The following is a 19,443-nucleotide window of genomic DNA, read 5'->3' as shown; positions in this document are numbered from 1 at the left end:
GTGACCACTCTCGCTGTCGTCGGTGCCACCGGACAGGTCGGCATCGTCATGCGCACCCTGCTCGAAGAGCGCAACTTCCCCGCCGACCGGGTGCGGTTCTTCGCCTCGGCCCGCTCGGCCGGCAAGAAGCTGCCGTTCCGCGGCGAGGAGATCGTCGTGGAGGACGCAGCCGCGACCTCCGACGAGGATCTGAAGGGCATCGACATCGCCCTGTTCTCGGCCGGAGCGACCCTCTCGCGCGCGCAGGCGCCGCGGTTCGCCGCCGCCGGCGCGACCGTCGTCGACAACTCCTCGGCCTGGCGCAAGGATCCCGAGGTTCCCCTCGTCGTGAGCGAGGTGAACCCGCAGGAGGCGAAGAACCCGCCCAAGGGCATCATCGCCAACCCGAACTGCACCACCATGGCCGCGATGCCGGTGCTCAAGGTCCTGCACGACGAGGCCGGACTGCAGCGGCTGATCGTCTCGAGCTACCAGGCCGTCTCCGGCAGCGGCATCGCCGGCGTCGACGAACTGCTCGGCCAGGCGCGCGCCGTCATCGGCGACGCCGAGAAGCTGGTGCACGACGGCAGCGCCGTCGACTTCCCGGCCCCGGACAAGTACGTCGCGCCCATCGCGTTCAACGTGCTGCCGCTGGCCGGCTCCCTCGTCGACGACGGCAGCGGCGAGACCGACGAGGACCAGAAGCTGCGCAACGAGTCCCGCAAGATCCTCGGACTGCCGGACCTGCTGGTGTCGGGTACCTGCGTGCGCGTGCCGGTGATCACCGGCCACTCCCTGTCGATCAACGCCGAGTTCGAACGCCCGCTGTCGGTGGAGCGCGCGAAGGAACTGCTCGCGAACGCCCCCGGCGTGCGGCTCGTGGACGTTCCGACGCCGCTGCAGGCCGCGGGCCAGGATCCGTCGCTGGTGGGCCGGGTCCGTCAGGATCCGGGTGTGCCGGACGGGCGTGGTCTGGCGCTGTTCGTCTCGGGGGACAACCTGCGGAAGGGCGCCGCCCTCAACACCATTCAGATCGCCGAGCTGCTGGTGTAGGTTCTTCGCCCCCGAGGGGGAGGTTGCCGCGACACGTCGCCGGCAACCTCCCCCTCGTCGTTCTCGGTGGGGCGTCGACGCATGGGCGCGGCGTTCCTCGTGCCGATTTCGCCGGCAGAGACGATCAGGACGCGTGTGTGTCCTCTGACGAGACCGGATGATCGGATTCGTCGAACGACGGCCGGTTCCCCTGAGCGAGCATGAGGTGGTCGTTGCTGGCGCCCGCTGCGATCATCGGCTAGGCCAGGGCGGTGTCGTCGACGATGAAGTCGACGACGACGGGACGGTCTTCGATGGCGCGTGCGCGATGGTGTCCTCGAGATCCGCCTCGTGTTCGCAACGCAGCCGAGCGCTTCGGCGAGGAGGGCCAAGTCCGGGATGCGCCGCGAATGGGTGGCGAGGTCGACGCTCGAATAGCGGCACTGGTAGTGGATTTGCTGGAGTTGCCGGACCATGCCGAGGTTGCCGTTGTTGATGATCGCGACCTTGATGGGATGCCTTCGACGGCGGCGGTGGCCAGTTCCTGGTTGGTCATCTGGAAACATCCGTCACCGTCGATCGCCCAGACCTCCCGATCCGGGGTGCCGAGTCTGGCGCCGAGTGCGGCGGGAACGGCGTAGCCCATGGTGCCGAGGCCGCCGGAGTTGAGCCAGGTGCGGGGCTTGTCGTAGGTGATGAAGTGTGCGGCCCACATCTGGTGCTGTCCGACTCCGGAGACGTAGATCGCGTCCGGGCCCGCCGTGCGTCCGATCGCATCGATGACGCGTTCGGGCGCCAGAGCGCCGGTGGGCGGGCGGGTGTAGCCGAGGGGGAAGGTGTCGCGTAGTCGGTCCAGATCGGCGTACCAGCCGGTCGGATCGGGTGCGGGAGGGCAGGCTGGGCGGTCGCGGATGTGGCGTATCAGGGAGCTGATCGTTGTCTTGCAGTCGCCGACGATCGGTACGTCGGCGAAGCGGTGCTTGCCGATCTCGGCCGGGGTCGATATCGACGTGGATGACCCGGGCGTGCGGGGCGAACGAGGCGGGGTCGCCGGTGACCCGGTCGTCGAACCGTGCGCCGAGTGCGATCAGCAGGTCACTGCGTTGCAGGGCGGCGACGGCGGCGACGGTGCCGTGCATGCAGGGCATGCCGTAGTGCAGTCGGTGACTGTCGGGAACGCGCCGCGGGCCATGTGGGTGGTCACCGACGGGGATGCCGGTCTGCTCGGCGAGTTCACGCAGTTCGTTCGAGGCGTCGGCTTTGATCACTCCGCCGCGGACGTAGAGCACCGGGCGTTCGGCTGTGGCGATCAGGTCGGCTGCGGCCCGGAGCTGCTTGTCGTGGGGTTGCGTGATGACGTGGTGCCCCGGTAGCTGTCGTTCCGCGGGCCAGGTGAAGGTGGTGCGGGCTTGCAGGACGTCCTTGGGAATGTCGACGAGCACCATGCCGGGTCGGCCGCTGGAGGCGATGTGGAAGGCGTCGGCGAGGGCTCGGGGGATCTCGGCCGGGTCGGTGAGCAGGACGTTCGGGACAGCTTCGAGACGCAGAACTGTCGTAGGAACGTACGGGTCGCGAAATCCACTTCATCGATCGGAGTGGTGGTCACCATCGCCAGAAGGCGTTGGTAGAACACCGCGGGGGTGAGGCCGAATTCGGGAAGGATGTACTCGTCTCCTCCGCCGAAGGGGGACCATTTGACGGCGAATGCCAGCAGGGTGCGATCGTCCGGGCTCACGCTTGCTCCTTCCGGGTGTGGTGGGCGGTCAGGTCAGGTCGGTTGTGGTGAAGCCGCATTCGAGGGTGTTCTTGACTGTGGTGAGGAAGCGGGCGGCGTCGGCGCCGTCGACGATGCGGTGGTCGTAGGTGATCGACAGGTAGGCCATCGAGCGCACGTCGATGCGGAGTTCACCGTCGGCTCGGATGGGGATCAGTCGTTCGACCACGGCACCGACGCCGAGGATGCCGGTCTGGGGCTGGTTGAGGATCGGGGTGTCGAACAGGGCGCCGCGGCTTCCTGTGTTGGTGAGGGTGAAGGTGCCGCCGGTCAGTTCGTCCGGGGAGATGGTGCCGGTGCGGACGCGTTCGGCCTTGTCGGCGATGGCCCGGGCGAGCCCTTCGATCCCGAGATTCTGGGCATCGCGGATGACCGGCACCATCAGCCCTTTGTCGCTGTCGACGGCGATGCCCAGGTGGCAATGGTCGAAATAGGTCACCTCGGTGACCTCGCTGTTCAGCGAAGCGTTCAGAATCCGGTGCTGCGCGAGCGCGTCGACGGCGGCCTTGGCGAAGAACGGCAGGAACGAGAGCTTGATGCCGGTGCGGTCGTAGAACTCGTCCTTGTAGGTGGTGCGCAACCGGGCGATGGCGGTGACGTCCACCTCGAACACCGTAGTCAGCTGGGCGGCGGTTTGTAGCGACTCGACCATTCGCCGGGCGATGGTGCGGCGGATGCGGGGCAGCTTTTCCACTGTGGTGTCGCCGGTCTCGGGGTCCTTCGGTTGTGGGGCAGCGTCTTTCGGTGTGGGGGGCGGTGCCGGGGGCGACGGCCGCAGGGGAGGAGCCGCCGCCACCGGCGCCACCGGCGCCGCCGCCACCGGCGCCACCGGCGCCGCCGCGGCCGGGGGTGCCGGATTCGCAGCAGGCGCCGGGATGGGTGGCTCAGAGGGTGTATCCACCGATCCGGTGTCCGGTTCGGCGATGACGGCCAGGTCGGCGCCGACGGCGACGACGTCGTTCTCCTCGGCGAGGATGCGTTGCAGGACACCGGTGACGGGGGAGGGGATCTCGGTGTCGACCTTGTCGGTGGCGACCTCGAGCAACGGTTCTTCGGCGGTGACGTGGTCGCCGGGTCGTTTGAGCCAGCGGGTGACGGTGCCCTCGTCGACGCTCTCGCCGAGGGCCGGCATGCGCACGGTGGTGCCGGTGAGTTGTCCGGTGGTCATGGGGTCTCTTCTGTTTCCGGTGATGTGTGAACGGTGCCAGGTCAGGGGAGGAGGTCGAGGGCGGCGGCGACGATGCTGTCGGTGTCGATGCCGTGGTAGCGGTAGACGTCGTCGAGCCCGCCGACCTGCCCGAACTTGCTGACACCGAGGCAGGTGCTGCGCACCCGGTTGATGCCGGCGAGGAAGGCGAGGGTGTGGGGGTGGCCGTCGAGGACGGTGACCATCGGGGTGGCGCGGTCGGCGGGGAAGAGCTGATCGAGGATCCAGCTCTGACCCGAGGCTCGGCCCTGGCGGGCCTGCCAGGCCTCGAACAGCAGTCCGGGGCTGGTGATGCACAGCACGTCGGCCGGCGCACCGGAGGCCTCGAGCCGGTCGGCGGCGGCGAGCGCTTCCGTGATCATCGCGCCCATCGCCACGATCGTGGCCTGCGCGTCGTCGCGGCGCCGGATCGGGTAGCCACCGGCGACGACCTGGCGGCGGCGGCGTTCGCGCGCGGCCGGGTCGGTGGGCACGGCGGCAAGGGTCTGATCGACCGGGCGGGTGGACAGCCGCAGGTACGCGGAGGTGCCGTCGGGGCGGCCGAGCCGGGCGAGGGAGGCGAGCAGGGTCCATTCGACGTCGATCGCGAAGGCCGGTTCGTAGCTGATGCAGCCGGGTTGTTCGAGACCGATCGAGGGGGTCTTGATCGACTGGTGCGCACCGCCTTCGGCGGCGAGGGTGACCCCGGAGGGGGTGCCGACGAGGATGGACTGTCCGCCGGCGTAGATGCCGTACGACCAGGGCTCGAGGGCGCGTTCGACGAACGGGTCGTAGAGCACCCCGATGGGCAGCAGCGGCTGGCCCCAGCGGCTCCAGGTGGCGCCGAGTTCGCCGATCAGTCCGACCAGGTTGGTTTCGGCGATGCCGAGTTCCATGTGCTGGCCGGTGGGGCGTTCGTTCCAGTGCATGATCGTTTCGGCGTCGTCGGCGAACCAGTTGTGCCGCTCGGCCGCCGACCACACGCCGACCTTGTTCACCCAGCCGCCGAGGTTGGTGGTGGAGCTGACGTCGGGGCTGACGGTGACCACCCGCCCGGCGGCCTCGGGGGCTTCGCGGGTCAGGTCCAGCAGTACCCGGCCGAGGGCGGCTTGGGTGGTGGCGGTGCCCTTGGGGGTGCGGCCGATATCGGTGGGAATCGTCAGGTTCGGCAGCGCCGGGGTCGCGTCGCGCCGCAGCCGATCGGCGGTGCTCTGGCACAGCTGTCCTGCTGAGGTGTCGGCCGCGAACCGGCCCCACGGGTGCTGCGGGTCCATTCCCAAGGCCGAGGCCAGTTGCGTGTATTCGTCGACGGTCAGCAGCGCGGAGTGGTTCTGCGGGTGGCCTTCGGTGGGCAGGCCGTAGCCCTTGATGGTGTAGGCGATGATCACCGTGGGGCGGGTGTCGTCGATCTGCCGGTACGCCTCCGAGAGGGCTCGAAGATCGTGTCCGCCGAGGTTGCGGACCGCGGCGGTGAGTGTCGCATCGTCGAGGGTGGCGATCAGCTCGGCGATCTGCGTGCTGCCGGGGCCGTCGCCGGGCAGCCGGTCGCGGACCTCGGCCGGGGTGCAGCGCAGCAGCCGCTGGTATTCCGGATTCGGCATGTCCAGGATGCGGGTGCGCAGCGCATCCCCGCCGGGTCGGGCGAACAGTTCTTCGAGCAGCGTGCCGAATTTGACGGTGACGACCTGCCAGCCGGCGGCGTCGAACATCTTCTCCAGGCGGCGGGCGGCGATGTGGGGCACCACCCGGTCCAGGGACTGGCGGTTCAGATCGACGATCCACACCACCTCACCGAGGTCGGTGATACCGGGATCGAGGATGGCCTCCCAGACCGCGCCCTCGTCGAGTTCGGCGTCGCCGACCAGTGAGTACTGCCGGCCCCGGCCGGTGTCGCCGAGGTGGGTGTCGACGTAGCGGCGGGCCATCGCACCCCAGATCGGGGCGGTGGCGCCGATCCCGACCGACCCGGTGGAGTAGTCGACCGTGTCCGGGTCCTTCGACCGGCTCGGATACGACTGCAGGCCCCCGAACTCGCGCAGGGTGGTCAGGTACTTCTCGTCCAGTTCGCCGAGCAGATAGTTGATGCTGTGCAGCACCGGGGAGGCGTGGGGTTTGACCGAGACCCGGTCCCCGGGCTGCAGGTGCTCGAACCACAGGGTGGTCATGATCGAGACCATCGACGCGCAGGACGCTTGATGGCCACCGACTTTCAGGCCGGTGGGGTTGGGGCGGACCCGGTTCGCGTGGTGGATCATCGAGGTCGACAGCCACAACACCCGCTGCCGGATCGCCTCGAGGGCGGCAAGGTCCTCGGACGCACCGGTGTGGTCGGTGGGGTGCGGGGTCACGGAGTCGAGGGACACGGGCAGGGACATCGGAATTCTCCTTGAAGACAACAACGCGGAACCGGGCAGGACTACTGCATCAGGTGCCGAGGGGAGCCGGCTCGGCCGGCGACGGATGAGACGCGGCCGAGCGGCGAAGGAATGGGGATGCCCACCGGATTGTGTCTGGGAGGCTGCCCGACCTGCGGGGTGTTACAACAGTCCACCAGCGGGTGTCTGTTTGCGCAATACTGGAACCGAAAATTGAGCATTATGCACCCCGCTGGCGGGTGTGGACGAAAGGGAGGTGGGCACTGTGCCAAGCACACACCGAGCCGACCGGATCGACGCGCGAATCCTGACCGCCCTGTCCGACGACCCCCGCGCCACCGTCCTGGCGGTGGCCGAGCGAACAGGTCTGTCCCGCAACACTGTTCAAGCACGTTTGAGCAAGCTCGACGAGGCGGGGGCGCTGCGCTCGTTCGAACGCCGCATCGACCCGGCAATCCTCGGGTATCCGCTGCAGGCGTATGTGCTCACCAACGTCACCCAGCGCAAACTCGACCGGGTCGGGGCCGCACTCGACGCGATACCCGAAGTTCTGGAAGTGCACGGCCTCAGCGGCGTCGCCGATCTGCTCGTCCACGTCGCAGCCCGGGACGCGGACGATCTGTATCGCGTCGCCGGGGACATCCTGAACATCAAGGGCGTCAAACGCACCACGACGGCCTTGGTGATGCGCGAAATGGTGGACTACCGGGTCCGACCACTGCTCGACACGCTCGCGGAGTAAGTAACCCACGATCACTCCCAGCGGAGGCACTCGGTGTGCTCGAGGCGCGGAAGCCGCTCGAACCACGGATTCTGCCCCGGGTAGCCGATGTTGACGACCAGCAGCGACCGCCACTGCCCGTCGGGGAAGAAGTCGGCATCGAGTGCGGCGGCGTCGAAGCCGCTCATCGGCCCGGCCGCCAGACCGCGGGCCCGGACGGCGAGGATGAAGTAGCCGGCCTGCAGCGCCGCGTTCAGCTGGGCGGTGGCCGACCGGACTGCCTCGTTCGATTCGTAGAGCGGCCCGAGTTCGGGCTTGAACGGCAGCAGCGTGCCCATATGGTCGTGGAACCGGGTGTCGACGGCCAGGATCGCCGCGGCCGGAGCCGAAGCGGTCTTGGCCTTGTTGCCGTCGTTCATGTGGGCGACCAGACGATGACGCCCGGACTCGGTGCGTACGAACACCACTCGCAGCGGCTGAGTATTGGCCCCGGTCGGTGCCCAGCGTGCCAGCTCCCAGATCTCGGTGAGGTGTTCGTCGGACACCGGGATGGGTGCGAAGGTGTTCGCGGTCCGCGCCGCGGTGAACAACGCCTCGAGCGCCCGGTCTTCGACAGGCTCGAGCCGGTGGGGTGCAGGGTTCTCGACGGTGTCGGTCACGGCAGTCCTCACTGATCCTGTGTCTGGCGAGAGCGGTGAAAGGCGTTGGCATAGTCGATGTACCAGTCCAGAGCGTCGGTATCGGCGACGGTGGACCGGTTCAGTGCAGTCTCCGGCGGGGCCCCTTGGATGAGCTTCTTGATCGGCACCTCGAGGCGCTTGCCGGTGCGGGTGGTGGGTACGGCCGGGACGTCGACGATCTCGTCGGGCACGTGGCGGGGGGAGACCTCGGTGCGGATGGTGGTGCGGATCTTGTCGACGAGAGCGTCGTCGAGGTCGTATCCGGGGTGGAGTACCACGAACAGGGGCATGTGGTAGCCGCCGTCGGGGAGTTCGGCGCCGATGACCAGGGCGTCGGCGATCTCGGGGAGGGCTTCGACGGCCTGGTAGATGTCGGCCGAGCCCATCCGCACACCGCCGCGGTTGATGGTCGAATCGGAGCGGCCGTGGATCAGGCAGCTGCCGCGGTCGGTGACGGTGATCCAGTCGCCGTGCCGCCACACTCCGGGAAAGGTGTCGAAGTACGCGTCGTGGTAGCGGTGACCGTCGGGGTCGTTCCAGAAGTAGATCGGCATCGACGGCATCGGCGCGGTGATCACCATCTCCCCGACCTCGTCGATCAGCGGGTGTCCCTCGGCATCCCAGGCCTCGACGGCGACGCCGAGGCACGGTCCCTGCAGCTCGCCCGTGTACACCGGCTGGAGGGGATTGGCGCCGACGAATGCGGTGGCCACATCGGTGCCGCCGCTGTCGGATCCGAGATGCACATCCGGTGCGATCTCTCGGTAGACCCAGGCCCAGGTGGAGTCGGGCAGCGGCGAGCCGGTGCTCATGATCGACCGCAGGGAGCCGAGGTCGAAGTCCTCACCCGGTGTGGCGCCGGCCTTTTCGCACAGGGTCAGGTAGGCGGCTCCGGTGCCGAAACGGGTGACGCGTTTCTTACCGCAGATACGGAACAGGGTGTCGGGGCCGTCGGCGGTGGGGCTGCCGTCGTAGGTGACGATGGTCGCGCCGGTGACCATGGCGTCGACGAGCATGTTCCACACCACCCATGCGGTGCTGGCGGCGATGAACACCCGATCGGTGGGGCCGAGGTCGTAGTGCAGGGCGTTGGCCTTGAGGGATTCGAGCAGGATGCCGCCGTGGGAGTGCACGATGCCCTTGGGCAGTCCGGTGGTGCCGGAGCTGTAGAGGATCCACAGGGGATGGTCGAACGGCACCTGCTCGTACCGAGGTTCGGCGTCACCGGTGATCAGCTCGGCGAAATCGAGGACACCGACGGGAAGCGGTGCCGTGCTGTCGAGGTGGCGGACCATGATGGTGTTTTCGACGGTGGGCAGGTGGGCCTGCAGCTCGGCGAGCAGGGCGCGGCGGTCGACGGTCTTGTGGTTGAACCGGTAGCCGTCGACGCCGATGAGCACGGTCGGTTCGATCTGGGTGAACCGGTCCAGCAGTCCCTTGAGACCGAAGTCCGGTGCGCAGCAGGACCACACCGCGCCGACGCTGGCCGCGGCAAGCACCGCGACCACGGTCGGCGCGATGTTCGGCAGCACCGCCGCGATCCGGTCGCCGGGGCGCACCCCCATGGCGCGGAACTGTGCGGCGAGAGTGGCGACCTGGGACACCAGCTGCGCCCGCCCGATCTCGGATCGGTGGCCGTCCTCGTCGAGCGAAATGATTGCCGGGCCGTCGGCGTCGATGTGCCGTAGCAGGTTCTCCGCCCAGTTCAGCCGCGCCCCGGGGAACCACTGCGCCCCGGGCATCTTGTCTGCGGCCAGCGCGGTGGAAGCGGGAACCGAGGCGAGGACGTCGAAGTACTCCCAGATCGAGGACCAGAATCCCTCCGGATCGGTCACCGACCATTGCCACAGCGACCGGTAATCGGTGGTGCTCACGTTCTTTTCGGTGGCGAGCCAGCGCTGGTACTGCGACATCCGGCAGGAGGCGACCCGCTCGGCAGCGGGAGACCACAACAGTTCGGGCTCGGGACCGGACATCGGTGGGTGTTTCCTTTCGACTGGTATGCCACCCCGGCGACCGACCGAGGTATGCGCTGGTGAGTGCGCGGGGAGTCGGTCGCCGGGACGGCGTGTGCGGCGTCGGCTCAGCGGGACAGGAGGGTGCCGACGGTGCGGGCGAGCTCGTCGGCCGGAGCGGCGGCGCGTTCGGCGCTGCGCCAGGCGACGTGGTTGTCGGGGCGGACCAGGATCGCCCCGTCTTCTGCGATCTCGCGCAGTTCGTTCCAGCGGCCGGTGGGATCGGTGTAGTCGGCGCCGTCGGCGATCGTGACGACCTTGATGCGGATCCCGAACTTCTTCTCGACCGTGTCGGCCGCGCTCACCCAGGCCTCGCTCTCGGCGCCGGTGACGAGCACGAAGGCGGTATCGGTTCCGGTGAGATCGTGGGTGGAGATCCGCCGGCCGTGGTGTTCGATCCAGGCGTGGGGAAGGCGGTGTCCGGGGCGGGTGGTGGGGAAGTACACGCTGCCCATCGGGTCCCGCGGCGGAGCGTCGCTGCCGTCGGGTACCAGGGCGCCGTTCTGGTAGGCGAAGCCGATCTCGAGGTCGTGCGCCTGGAACTCGGTGCGCTGGGTGTTGGCGACCTCGAACGCCCGCGACCGGCGGGTTTCGCCCATGGGGGTGTCGGAGAAGAAGTCGCGGAACACCTGGGTGCGGAGCTCGAGGGGCTGATCGGGGCTCAGGCCGAGGCCGGCGTCGATGACCATGTGGTTGAGGAAGGTGAACATGGCCCAGTCGACGTTGCGCATGCCCACCAGGCGCCGTTCCGGCTCGTAGGTGTCGAGCAGCGCGGGCGAGGCGTCCCCCCGCAGGACCGCGGCGAGTTTCCACACCAGGTTGTGGGCGTCCTGGATCGCGGTGTTGAGCCCGAGACCGGTGGTCGGGGGGTGCCGGTGGGCGGCGTCCCCGGCGAGGAAGATCCGCCCGACCTGGTACTTGTCGGCGAGCACCCCTTCGAGGATCCAGTGGCTGACCTTGTGCACCTTCGGTTCGAGGTCGGGCAGCTTGAGCAGTTCCCGCAGCCGGGGAACGATGGCCTCTTCGTCGAAGCGGTTGGGGTCGTCCGGGCGGAAGGTGAAGTGGATGACGAACTCTTCCGAATGCTTGCCCCAGGTCGGTCCCATCGCGGCCATGGCGCCGCTGTGCCACGAGCCGGCCCCTTCCGGGTTGACCAGCCAGGTGATCAGCACGTCGTCTTCCCAGTACTGCGACAGATCCGCGGTGAAATGGGTGCTGACCATGTCCAGGATCCCGGTCGGGCCCTCCAGCGTCACCCCCAGTTCGGGGCCCACGGTCTTGCCGCCGTCCGCGGCGACCAGGTACTGGGCGTGGACGGTGTAGGTCTGCTGCGTGTCCCGGTCGAGGATGACCGCATCGACGCCGTCGTCGTCCTGGGTGAACGAGACCAGTTCCCGGTGGAAGTGGATCGAGCCCGGTGCGCGCTGCTCGGCGTGCGCGCGCAGCAGCGGCTCGAGCCGCACCTGCGGGTAGTTGCTCGACAGGCACGGGCTGTCGTCGGCGTACTTGTTCTCGAGGCCGCCGCCTCCGAAGGAGTCGAGGGTGAACAGGGTGCGGCCGTCGAGTTCGCCGTCGCCGCCCAGGGAGGTCACCCAGCGGGTCTTGCCCATGTTCTTCGGCGGCGTGCCGACCTCGTAGATCGAGTCCGCGACGCCGTACTGCCGGAGCACCTCCATGGTGCGCTGGTTGAGGTAGTGGGCCTTCGGCAGCGGCGAGGTGCCGGTGTGCCGCTCGACGAGATGGTGGTCGATGCCGTGCTCGGAGAGCAGGATCGAGGTGGTCAGGCCGCAGCCGCCGCCGCCGACGACGAGTACGGGAACGGTGATGTCAGACATGGTGCGTGCTCCTGGAAACGGTGGTGAGGGGGTGGGGGCGGCCGGTGGCGACGAAGCGGTGGCGCATCTCGCCGATGCCCTCGGCCCGGCTCACGAGTTCGTCGTCGGTGCCGATGAGGCGTTTGGGCTCGCGGGTGAAGCCGATGCCCGCGGGGGTGCCGGTGAAGATCAGATCGCCGGGACGCAGCGGCACGATCGACGACAGGTAGGACACCAGGACGGGAATGGGGAAGATCAGATGCCGGGTGCGGGAGTTCTGCATGAGTTCACCCGAGAGCACGGTGCTCACCTCGAGGTCGTCACGATCGGCGAACTCGTCGGGGGTGACCAGCACGGGTCCGATCGGCGCGAAGCCGGTGAAGGACTTGCCCAGGGCGAACTGCTGCGGCGGTGGTCCGGACAGCTGCAACTCGCGTTCGGAGAGGTCCTGACCGAGGGTGAGGCCGGCGACGTGGTCCCAGCCTTGCGAGACGGGAACGTGGCGGGCGTGTTTGCCGATGACCGCGACGAGTTCGACCTCGAAGTCCACCGAGCCGCCGGGGTGTTCGATGGTGTCGTACGGTCCGGCAATCGCGGCGGGGAACTTCGTGAACACGAAGGGCGCATCCGGGAGTTCGAGGCCGGATTCTTCGACGTGATCGGCGTAGTTCACGCCGACGGCGAAGATCTGGCCCGGCCGGGGAACCGGAGCGTGCAGCTCCGATTCGATCACCGAAGCAGCATTGGAGAAGTCCACTGTCCGGGCCCACGAGACGAACTCGTCCCAGCGCTCGAAAATCTGCTGGGGATCCGCAGAGAAACGCCCGGCGCTGGCGGTTTCGACGTCGACGCCGCGTCCGTCCGCGACGAGGGTGAGCCGGCCGGATTGATTTGCCACACGCATGAGAACGAGTCCTTCGAGAGACGATCGAGTGTCGGTATCGGTAGAGGCCGTCGGGTCAGCTGGTGAGCGCGACCATCGGATCGGGCAGATGGGGGCTGGTCTCGAGAGCCCAGGCATGGGTGGTGATCTCCGAGACCGGGGTGCCCATCGTGAGCGCCTCGCGCATCAACTCGGGGACGAACGACACACCGACGGGGTTGTTGCCGTATTCCGGCCCGTGCATGTACTCGGTCGCCTCCTCCGGGGTGGCGAAGTTGTCGATCTGCAGTTCGACGAAGTTCCCGTCCGGGTCCTGGTAGTACAGCGACGTGGTCACCCCGTGCTGGATCGGCACCTTCGGTTCGATGCCCTTGGCCTTGAGCATGTCGTACCGGTCGAGCAGATCCTGCAGGGTGTCGAAGGTGTAGGCGGTGTGGTGCATGCCGGCGGCTCCGGGGTTGCGCGGCGCCAGTTCGACGGGGGCGCCGAGCAGAGCAACGCGGTGATGCTCCTCGTCGAAGGTGATGAAGCACAGGCCGTGGCCCTCGTAGACCACGTGAGCGTCGAGGACGGTGCAGTACCAGTCCCGCATCTCGTCGAAACGACTGGTCTGCAGCACAACGTGAGCGAACTTGGGGGTGGAGGTCATCGGTGTCTCCTTCGGAGCTGAACGTGGTCGTCGGTGCGAGACCTCGAGCGAATCCGGGCGGACCTCCACGTGGGCCGCTCGGGCAACAGCGTGCTCAGGACGGGAACGCTGCTGTCTGTGGAAGCGACGGCGCTGCCGGGACGGATTCTTGATGTGGTCTCTGTCACGTGATCTGTTGCACAATTCCATCCGATGTCGCCTTGTGCGGCTACGGGCTGGAAGCCAAGAAATCCGGACAGAGTTGGTCTGGAGCCCAATAGAGTCGTCTACTCACCGTGCCCGGGGGCGAATCGGAAGGACACCGCAGTGCCGCATTGGACATATGAGCTCTCGGGAGCACGTGCACCCCAGGCCGAGGACGAGTGGCTGAGCCCGGATGCCGAGCGCGTCAGGGAGGCTCTCGGGGGCGGGGCGGTGACCTGGGCGGTCGAGGTCGGTCAGGACATCGCCGCCAGGATTGCCCAGAAGATACCGGCCCTGGCGGACGAGGCGGCTGCCAGGGAGGCAGTGCGTCGTGCCACCACCTCCACCACGCTGCGCGCACTGATGTTGGTGGCCGGTCTCGGCGAGCCCGACACCACGCTGGCCAGTGCCGAGGTGGGCGAGATCGCCCGGGACTTCGCTCGTCGAGGTATGGCCCTCGACGATCTGCTGCGTGCCATTCGCGTGGGGTACGCCGTGCTGGCCGCGGCCCTGCTCGACGCGGCGCGCCTTGTGCTCCCGCCCACGGAGAGCAGTGCCGAACTTCGGCGGATCTCGGTGTTGCTCTTCGAAGTGCACGACGACTTCACGGCCGTGGCTGCCTCGGCTTTCATCGAGGAGCAGAGTGTCTGGGCCGCGGGGGTGTCTGCAGCCCGATTCGATCTGGTGAACCAGATCCTGGGCGCCGAGGACGTCGATCGGGTCCACGCCGAGAAGGTTCTCGGCTATGCGCTCGCCGGCCCCCACATTGCACTCGTCGCGTGGAGCGGACCGCACTCCACCCGGGATCTGCGTGCCGTCGTCGACACCGTCCTGCGGCAGCGAGGCGTCCCGTCGGCCTCGTTGGTACTACCGGTCGGGCTCCAGACGGTATGGGCATGGGGAACCATGACCTCCGGGAGTTCGCCGCACCGGTATGCGCTACCCACGTTCGACGACGCGTTCGTCGTGGTAGGGGAGACGGGCGTCGGGGTGGAGGGCTTCCGTCGAAGCCATGCCGAAGCCAAGGCGGTCGAACGGCTGATCCGCCTTCGCCCGGGTCAGGGTCCCTGCACCGTGGCCCACGAACACGTCGCACTCGAGGTGTTGCTCCTGTCGGATCCGGACGCGGCAGAACAGTTCGCATCGCGGCTGCTGGGCCCACTCGCGCAGCGCGAACCTCGCATGGCAGAGCTTCGGTCGACGCTGCGCCGCTATCTCGACATGGATCACAGTCTGTCCAAGGTGGCTGCGGCAGAGCATATCTCGAAGAACACGGTGACCTATCGCGTGCACAAGGCGTTGAATCTGTGTGGTCATTCGGGGGAGACGACCACCGACCTGCGTGCCGCGCTCCGCATTCACGAGTGGCTTCGAGGAGATCCGCTCGCCCGAGAATAGCGCTCGGCGGTACCGGCATCCTGCGTCCGCAGGTTGGTCTGGAAACCAAGGTTGGTGCGCAACCTTAGGCTGCGCACCAATGCGCAAGGCGCAACCCGTGCGGTCTACTTGTGTCCTAGAACACAGCCGGCCACCGCGGTGAGAGCAGTCGAAGCGGGTCCCGGCGCCCCATCCTCCAGACCCGCGGCATGTCCCGCGGTCGATCGAAGGACACGTCCGTTGACCTCGCTCCAGGAAACATTCAAGAACGTGATGGCGCACGTAGCCACCCCCGTCGCCGTCGCAACCTCCATGGACGGCGGGCTGCCTGTCGGCACCACCGTCAGCGCCTTCCTCTCGCTGTCGATGAACCCTCCGATGGTCCTCGTCTCCCTCGACCGGGGGTCCGAAACCCTCGAACTCGTCACCGAGTCGCGCAAGTTCGGCCTGAACATCCTGTCCAGTGACCAACACAGCGCCGCCCTGAAATTCGCCACCAAGAACGGCCTCGGCAAGTTCCACGGGGTCCGCTGGGACATCGACCACGACCTGCCCCGGATCACCGGTGCGGCCGGATGGGTAGCGTGCACCGTCGAACGGATCCTCGAAGGCGGCGACCACATGATCGTGCTGGGCACTGTCGTCGCCGCCGAGCAGCGCGACAGTGACCCCCTCACCTATCACCGCCGCACCTTCGGCACCCACTGCGCGCTGGAAATGGTGTAACCGGACAGTGCCGGTCGGCAGCGTCTGTCGCTTCTGCCCCTGTTCCCCAGCGCCGAACACCCTCGAAGAGAGGAAAGTCATGACCACCTCCGTTGCATATGCCGCTCTCCCGCGGACACCGTGGTCGACTGCAGCCGAGGGCATGCGCGCCCTGGCACGAGGCGAACTGATCATCCTGCGGCACGGTGCTCGTCTCGTGCTCGTCGGATGTGCAGGCACCGTGACCACCGAGCAGATGGCCTTCGTCATTCGACACAGCACGGGATTCGTCCAAGTGGCCCTCCACGAGCGGGACTGCGACCGGCTCGGTCTGCCCGAAGCCACTCCGAGTTCGCGCGCACCGTCGGTATGCGCATACGGCCAATGTGTTGCCGTCGACGCTTCGGCCGGAGTCACCACCGGTATCTCCGGGGCAGATCGGGCTCTCACCGCCCGGGTGCTCGCGGATCCCCGCTCGAGCGTCGACGACCTCAGCAGGCCCGGGCACCTCGTCCCCGTGCGGGTCGATCCGCGAGTCCTGTGCGAACGACAGACAGTCGCCGCCTGCGCGCTCGCGCTGACCGATCTGGCACGGCCGGAATACTCCGGTGCGGTCTTCGCCGAACTCGACGGCATCAGCGACCCGGTGAACACCGCCGGCCCCCACGACGCCGAGGCACTGGCCGACAGCTACGACCTCACCCTCGTAGCACCCGACGAGCATCACGAACGCTCCCGCTGACCGCCACCCTTTTCCGAATCTCTTCCGATCCAGCCGATGTCGCGCACCCGAGGTGTGCGGTGCCGGCGTGGGTCAGCTCTCTGCGATCAGTTCGACCCCCCCATCCCGAAGCGAGGAAACCATGGACATCACCGCCGATCAACTGATGAGCCGCGTCAACGACCTGGTGCCGGTCTTGGCCGAACGCGCCCAGAAAACCGAGGAGAACCGAGCGCCGCTCGACGAGACGATCACCGACCTGATCGACTCGGGGATCCTGGCGACGCTGACACCGAAAGCGTACGGCGGGCTCGAACTCGGTCTCGATGTCGCAGCGGACATCGTTCGTGCCATCAGCGCTGTGTGCCCGTCGACGGGGTGGGTCACCTCCTTCTACATCGGCGCGGCATGGCGCGTGAACATCTTCCCCGAGCAGGCACAGCGGGAGATGTTCGCGGACAAGCCCTACACCCTCACCGCCGGCACTGCCGCCCCGCTGCGCGGAGTGCAGAAGGTCGAGGGCGGCTACCGGATCACCGGCCAGACCGCCTGGAACTCCGGTTCCGCCCACGCCGAATGGTTCACCTTCGCAGGAGTTTCCATCGAGGAGGGGCGCCCGCCGGCGCCTTTGTGGTTCCTCGTTCCTCGCAGTGAGGTCAAGATCCACGACACCTGGTACATCTCCGGCATGGCCGGGACCGCCAGCAACGACGTCTCCGTCGAGGACGTGTTCGTCCCCGACTACCGGACCGGCCCGTTCGACCTCGCCCTCGCCGGCACGGCCCCCGGCATGCTGATCCACGAGAACCCGATGTACCACCTGCCGTTCCTGCCCTTCGCGATGGCGGAGGTGACCCCCGTCGTCGTCGGCGCCATGCGGGGGGCGACGAACGCCTTCGTCGACCGCACCCGTCAACGGCAGGGAACCTTGAGCCAGGAGAAGGCCGCCGGCAAGCAGGCCGCCCAGATGCGGCTCGGCCGTGCCCTTGCCGCGGCGGACGCCGCAGAGACTCTCCTGCACGCCTTCTTCGAACGCCTCACCGCACAGCGTCCCGAGCAGTCGGATCCGCAGGACCGGGCCGAAATGAAACTGAAGGCGGCGTACATGACCGACCTGTGCCGCAATGCACTCAACGACATGGTGCGCGGCATCGGCGGCGACGGATTCCGCACCGCCTCGCCGATCCAGCGCTTCCATCGCGACCTCAATGTCCTGGCGGTACACGCCTTCCTCGACATCGACACCGCATCGGAAACGATGGGTCGCTTCACCCTCGACCTCCCCGTCGCCGACCCGCTGCTCTGACACACCCCGAATCGGTCCACCCACACGCCTCCAGGTGCGCGACGTACGAGCACCTTCACCGCAACGGAAGTGAACGCCATGACATCGGATACGACCTCCCACGATCTCACCGCCCTCGAGATCACCCGCAACCTTCTTCATGCTGCGGACACCGATATCGCCCGATTCTTCGGGTACTTCTCCACGGACTGCATCTTCCGCATGGGGAACAACGACCCGGTCGAAGGAAGCGAGGCGATCCAGGAGTGGGTGGCGTCCTACCTGGGATCGGTCGCCGGAATGCGGCACGTCATCCTCGAAGAATGGTTCGACGGGAACGTCACCGCCTTGCATGTGAACGTCACGTACACGATGAACGACGGCACCACGTTCACCCTTCCCGCGGTCACCCGCACCCGCATCGAGGACGGGAAAGTGACCGAGTATCTGATCTTCATGGATCCCAGCCCGGTCGTCGCCGCGCGCTGACACCGAGAGGCGGCTGCTGCCGCAGACCTACCGGTGGCAGCCACCCGACTCGGTGACGCCACATCGCCCCACCCTGCGCATCCCCCACGCCCAGTCGTACTCCACGATCGCGTACGGGGTGGAACACCTCGAAAGGAACCACCATGAACCATCCCACCAGTCGGGAGCCGGAACAGGACTCGGTCGGCCCCGGGCCGTCGTCGACGAACGCCGCCACGGCGATCGATGTGTCGTCGCGGCGACCGGTGGTGATTTCCGGCGCGGGCCCGGTAGGGATGATTCTCGCGCTCGAACTCAGCCTGCACGGGATCCGCAGCACCCTCGTCGAACAGGCTCCGCAGACGACCCGCTTTCCGAAGATGGACCTGACGAATGCGCGCAGCATGGAGCTTCTCGACCGGCTCGGTCTCGTCGACGACATCCGGTCGGTCGGCGTCGCCCCGGAGCACTCGCACGATGTCGTCTTCTGCACCTCGATGGCAGGCCGGCAGGTAGGCCGCTGGAAGTACCCCAGCGTCGACGAGATGTCCGAGTGGATCGCGTCCAGGAACGACGGCACCACACCGGCGCACGCCTGGCAGCGGGTCACCCAGATCGAGGTCGAAAAGCTGCTCATGCGTCGCTGTCTCGCAGACGAGAACATCGAGGTTCTCCGACCCTGGCGCGTCACCGCCGTCACCCAGGACGACAGCGGTGCCCGGGTCGAGATCACCTCCCCGGTCGACGGCACCGTCCACACACTCGCGGCGGACTACGTCGTCGGATGTGACGGCGCCGCCTCGGTCGTGCGCCGCGCCATGGATCTGACCATGGAGGGCGAGCGCGGCGTCATCACGTTCTGCCAGGTGCATTTCAAGTCCCGGGATCTCGAGACCCTGCACGCGCACGGCCAGTTCTGGCACACCTTCTTCGTCGGCGGCGGCGTCGGCGCGATCATCGCCCAGGACGAACGCGACACGTGGACGCTGCAGACCAGCGCCATCACCGACGGTGTGCGGACCGAAGACATCGACAAGCAGGAACTGCTGGACGCGGTCTGCGGCCGGCACCTCGACGTCGACGAGGTCCTGCAGAGCAGTGTGTGGCACGCGAACGTACTCGTCGCCGACCGGTACCGCCTCGGTCGGCTGTTCGTCGCAGGCGACGCCGCCCACGAGGTCATCCCGACCGGCGGATACGGACTGAACACCGGCATCGCCGATGCCGTCAACCTCGGATGGAAGCTCGCCGCAGTCATCCAGGGATACGGCGGCAACGATCTTCTCGACAGCTACGAAACCGAGCGTCGTCCGGTCGCGGTCATGGCCCGGGACTGGTCGTTCCGCCATCTCGGCGTCCACGTCGAAGCCCAGCAGCTCGTCGACCGCGAACTCGTCGAAGCCGACACCGCCGAAGCAGACGAGCACCGGCACGCCCTGGAGGAGTACTTCGCTTCCCACACCGGTGAGCATTATGCGGGTGATCCTGTCAAGGTTTCGTGTCAGGAGGCAGACTGGTCGAGTCGGGTGAGCAGTCCGTCGAAGATCTTCTGCCGGCCGAGTTGGCCCTTGTCGGCGGCGTCGTCGCGCTGCGCCT

The 19,443-nt window shown here is 67.7% G+C and carries 16 protein-coding genes and 1 pseudogene; 8 read left to right on the top strand and 9 right to left on the bottom strand.

From position 1 onward, the window contains the following. Window positions 1-1,032: an aspartate-semialdehyde dehydrogenase gene (locus tag G6039_RS17630; RefSeq protein ID WP_006932608.1), complete on the top strand. Its 1,032-nt coding sequence runs from the start codon at window positions 1-3 to the stop codon at window positions 1,030-1,032. On the opposite strand, the pseudogene G6039_RS31440 reads toward G6039_RS17630, so the two are convergent. The 4 genes and pseudogenes from G6039_RS31440 to G6039_RS17615 all read right to left on the bottom strand — a co-directional run. Further along, window positions 1,008-1,684 (bottom strand): annotated as a pseudogene (locus G6039_RS31440) (thiamine pyrophosphate-dependent enzyme); the annotation flags it as partial. The gene G6039_RS17630 and the pseudogene G6039_RS31440 sit on opposite strands and share 25 nt — an antisense overlap. Next, window positions 1,581-2,456, bottom strand: coding sequence for an acetolactate synthase large subunit family protein (locus tag G6039_RS31435; protein ID WP_373867454.1), 876 nt, complete (start codon window positions 2,454-2,456; stop codon window positions 1,581-1,583). The pseudogene G6039_RS31440 and the gene G6039_RS31435, both read right to left, overlap by 104 nt. A 318-nt stretch (window positions 2,457-2,774) precedes the next feature. Then, window positions 2,775-3,953 (bottom strand): 2-oxo acid dehydrogenase subunit E2, encoded by a 1,179-nt coding sequence (locus tag G6039_RS17620; protein WP_043801671.1) that lies wholly within the window; start codon window positions 3,951-3,953, stop codon window positions 2,775-2,777. A gap of 41 nt (window positions 3,954-3,994) precedes the next feature. Further along, the gene (locus G6039_RS17615) at window positions 3,995-6,346 is read right to left on the bottom strand and encodes a transketolase-like TK C-terminal-containing protein (protein WP_029547155.1); all 2,352 of its coding nucleotides are present in this window, start codon (window positions 6,344-6,346) and stop codon (window positions 3,995-3,997) included. A gap of 265 nt (window positions 6,347-6,611) precedes the next feature. Here G6039_RS17615 and G6039_RS17610 point away from each other — a divergent pair, with 265 nt between their 5' ends. After that, complete coding sequence (locus G6039_RS17610; RefSeq protein ID WP_006932622.1) at window positions 6,612-7,088, top strand: Lrp/AsnC family transcriptional regulator; 477 nt, start codon at window positions 6,612-6,614, stop codon at window positions 7,086-7,088. A gap of 11 nt (window positions 7,089-7,099) precedes the next feature. Here the strand turns inward: G6039_RS17610 and G6039_RS17605 are convergent, their stop codons facing one another. The 5 genes from G6039_RS17605 to G6039_RS17585 all read right to left on the bottom strand — a co-directional run bounded on the left by G6039_RS17605 (window position 7,100) and on the right by G6039_RS17585 (window position 13,108). Then, the gene (locus tag G6039_RS17605; RefSeq protein ID WP_006932624.1) at window positions 7,100-7,726 is read right to left on the bottom strand and encodes a malonic semialdehyde reductase; all 627 of its coding nucleotides are present in this window, start codon (window positions 7,724-7,726) and stop codon (window positions 7,100-7,102) included. 8 nt (window positions 7,727-7,734) lie between these two features. Next, window positions 7,735-9,723 carry an acetoacetate--CoA ligase gene (locus G6039_RS17600; RefSeq protein ID WP_029547156.1) on the bottom strand — a complete coding sequence of 663 codons (1,989 nt, stop codon included), beginning with the start codon at window positions 9,721-9,723 and terminating at the stop codon, window positions 7,735-7,737. A gap of 107 nt (window positions 9,724-9,830) precedes the next feature. Next, a complete protein-coding gene (locus G6039_RS17595) occupies window positions 9,831-11,597 on the bottom strand; it encodes an FAD-dependent oxidoreductase (protein WP_029547157.1) in 1,767 nt (588 codons plus the stop codon). Further along, on the bottom strand, window positions 11,590-12,480 hold the full coding sequence (locus G6039_RS17590; protein ID WP_043801667.1) for a fumarylacetoacetate hydrolase family protein: 891 nt from the start codon (window positions 12,478-12,480) through the stop codon (window positions 11,590-11,592). The genes G6039_RS17595 and G6039_RS17590 overlap by 8 nt, the downstream gene beginning before the upstream one ends. A 55-nt stretch (window positions 12,481-12,535) precedes the next feature. Then, window positions 12,536-13,108: a VOC family protein gene (locus G6039_RS17585; protein WP_043801665.1), complete on the bottom strand. Its 573-nt coding sequence runs from the start codon at window positions 13,106-13,108 to the stop codon at window positions 12,536-12,538. A 306-nt stretch (window positions 13,109-13,414) separates the two neighbouring features. On the opposite strand from G6039_RS17585, the gene G6039_RS17580 reads away from it, so the two are divergent. The 6 genes from G6039_RS17580 to G6039_RS17555 all read left to right on the top strand — a co-directional run. After that, window positions 13,415-14,689, top strand: a complete 1,275-nt coding sequence (locus G6039_RS17580) for a PucR family transcriptional regulator (protein WP_006932637.1) — start codon at window positions 13,415-13,417, stop codon at window positions 14,687-14,689. A gap of 252 nt (window positions 14,690-14,941) precedes the next feature. After that, a complete protein-coding gene (locus G6039_RS17575) occupies window positions 14,942-15,394 on the top strand; it encodes a flavin reductase family protein (RefSeq protein ID WP_044475691.1) in 453 nt (150 codons plus the stop codon). 79 nt (window positions 15,395-15,473) lie between these two features. Then, window positions 15,474-16,115, top strand: coding sequence for a 3,4-dihydroxy-2-butanone-4-phosphate synthase (locus G6039_RS17570; RefSeq protein ID WP_006932643.1), 642 nt, complete (start codon window positions 15,474-15,476; stop codon window positions 16,113-16,115). A 121-nt stretch (window positions 16,116-16,236) separates the two neighbouring features. Then, on the top strand, window positions 16,237-17,400 hold the full coding sequence (locus G6039_RS17565) for an acyl-CoA dehydrogenase family protein (RefSeq protein ID WP_043801663.1): 1,164 nt from the start codon (window positions 16,237-16,239) through the stop codon (window positions 17,398-17,400). Window positions 17,401-17,478: 78 nt separating this feature from the next. Continuing rightward, entirely contained in the window at window positions 17,479-17,868 is a 390-nt protein-coding gene (locus G6039_RS17560) for a nuclear transport factor 2 family protein (protein ID WP_029547162.1), read from the top strand. 143 nt (window positions 17,869-18,011) lie between these two features. Then, window positions 18,012-19,443: FAD-dependent monooxygenase (locus G6039_RS17555; RefSeq protein WP_241258817.1), on the top strand; the 1,432-nt coding region annotated here is incomplete at its 3' end.

Source organism: Rhodococcus aetherivorans (genome assembly GCF_011058165.1).
Taxonomy (GTDB): domain Bacteria; phylum Actinomycetota; class Actinomycetes; order Mycobacteriales; family Mycobacteriaceae; genus Rhodococcus; species Rhodococcus aetherivorans.
The sequence above is the reverse complement of the archived record's forward strand: the minus strand, read 5'-3'. Positions and strand labels throughout refer to the sequence as shown.

What these genes read in the sequence shown, in the direction of transcription:
- G6039_RS31435 (WP_373867454.1), bottom strand. Translation starts at nt 2,456, where the DNA reads ATGGTGCTCGTCGACATTCCCAAGGACGTCCTGCAAGCCCGCACCACC.
- G6039_RS17620 (WP_043801671.1), bottom strand. Translation starts at nt 3,953, where the DNA reads ATGACCACCGGACAACTCACCGGCACCACCGTGCGCATGCCGGCCCTC.
- G6039_RS17615 (WP_029547155.1), bottom strand. Translation starts at nt 6,346, where the DNA reads ATGTCCCTGCCCGTGTCCCTCGACTCCGTGACCCCGCACCCCACCGAC.
- G6039_RS17600 (WP_029547156.1), bottom strand. Translation starts at nt 9,723, where the DNA reads ATGTCCGGTCCCGAGCCCGAACTGTTGTGGTCTCCCGCTGCCGAGCGG.
- G6039_RS17595 (WP_029547157.1), bottom strand. Translation starts at nt 11,597, where the DNA reads ATGTCTGACATCACCGTTCCCGTACTCGTCGTCGGCGGCGGCGGCTGC.
- G6039_RS17590 (WP_043801667.1), bottom strand. Translation starts at nt 12,480, where the DNA reads ATGCGTGTGGCAAATCAATCCGGCCGGCTCACCCTCGTCGCGGACGGA.
- G6039_RS17585 (WP_043801665.1), bottom strand. Translation starts at nt 13,108, where the DNA reads ATGACCTCCACCCCCAAGTTCGCTCACGTTGTGCTGCAGACCAGTCGT.
- G6039_RS17575 (WP_044475691.1), top strand. Translation starts at nt 14,942, where the DNA reads ATGGCGCACGTAGCCACCCCCGTCGCCGTCGCAACCTCCATGGACGGC.
- G6039_RS17570 (WP_006932643.1), top strand. Translation starts at nt 15,474, where the DNA reads ATGACCACCTCCGTTGCATATGCCGCTCTCCCGCGGACACCGTGGTCG.
- G6039_RS17565 (WP_043801663.1), top strand. Translation starts at nt 16,237, where the DNA reads ATGGACATCACCGCCGATCAACTGATGAGCCGCGTCAACGACCTGGTG.
- G6039_RS17560 (WP_029547162.1), top strand. Translation starts at nt 17,479, where the DNA reads ATGACATCGGATACGACCTCCCACGATCTCACCGCCCTCGAGATCACC.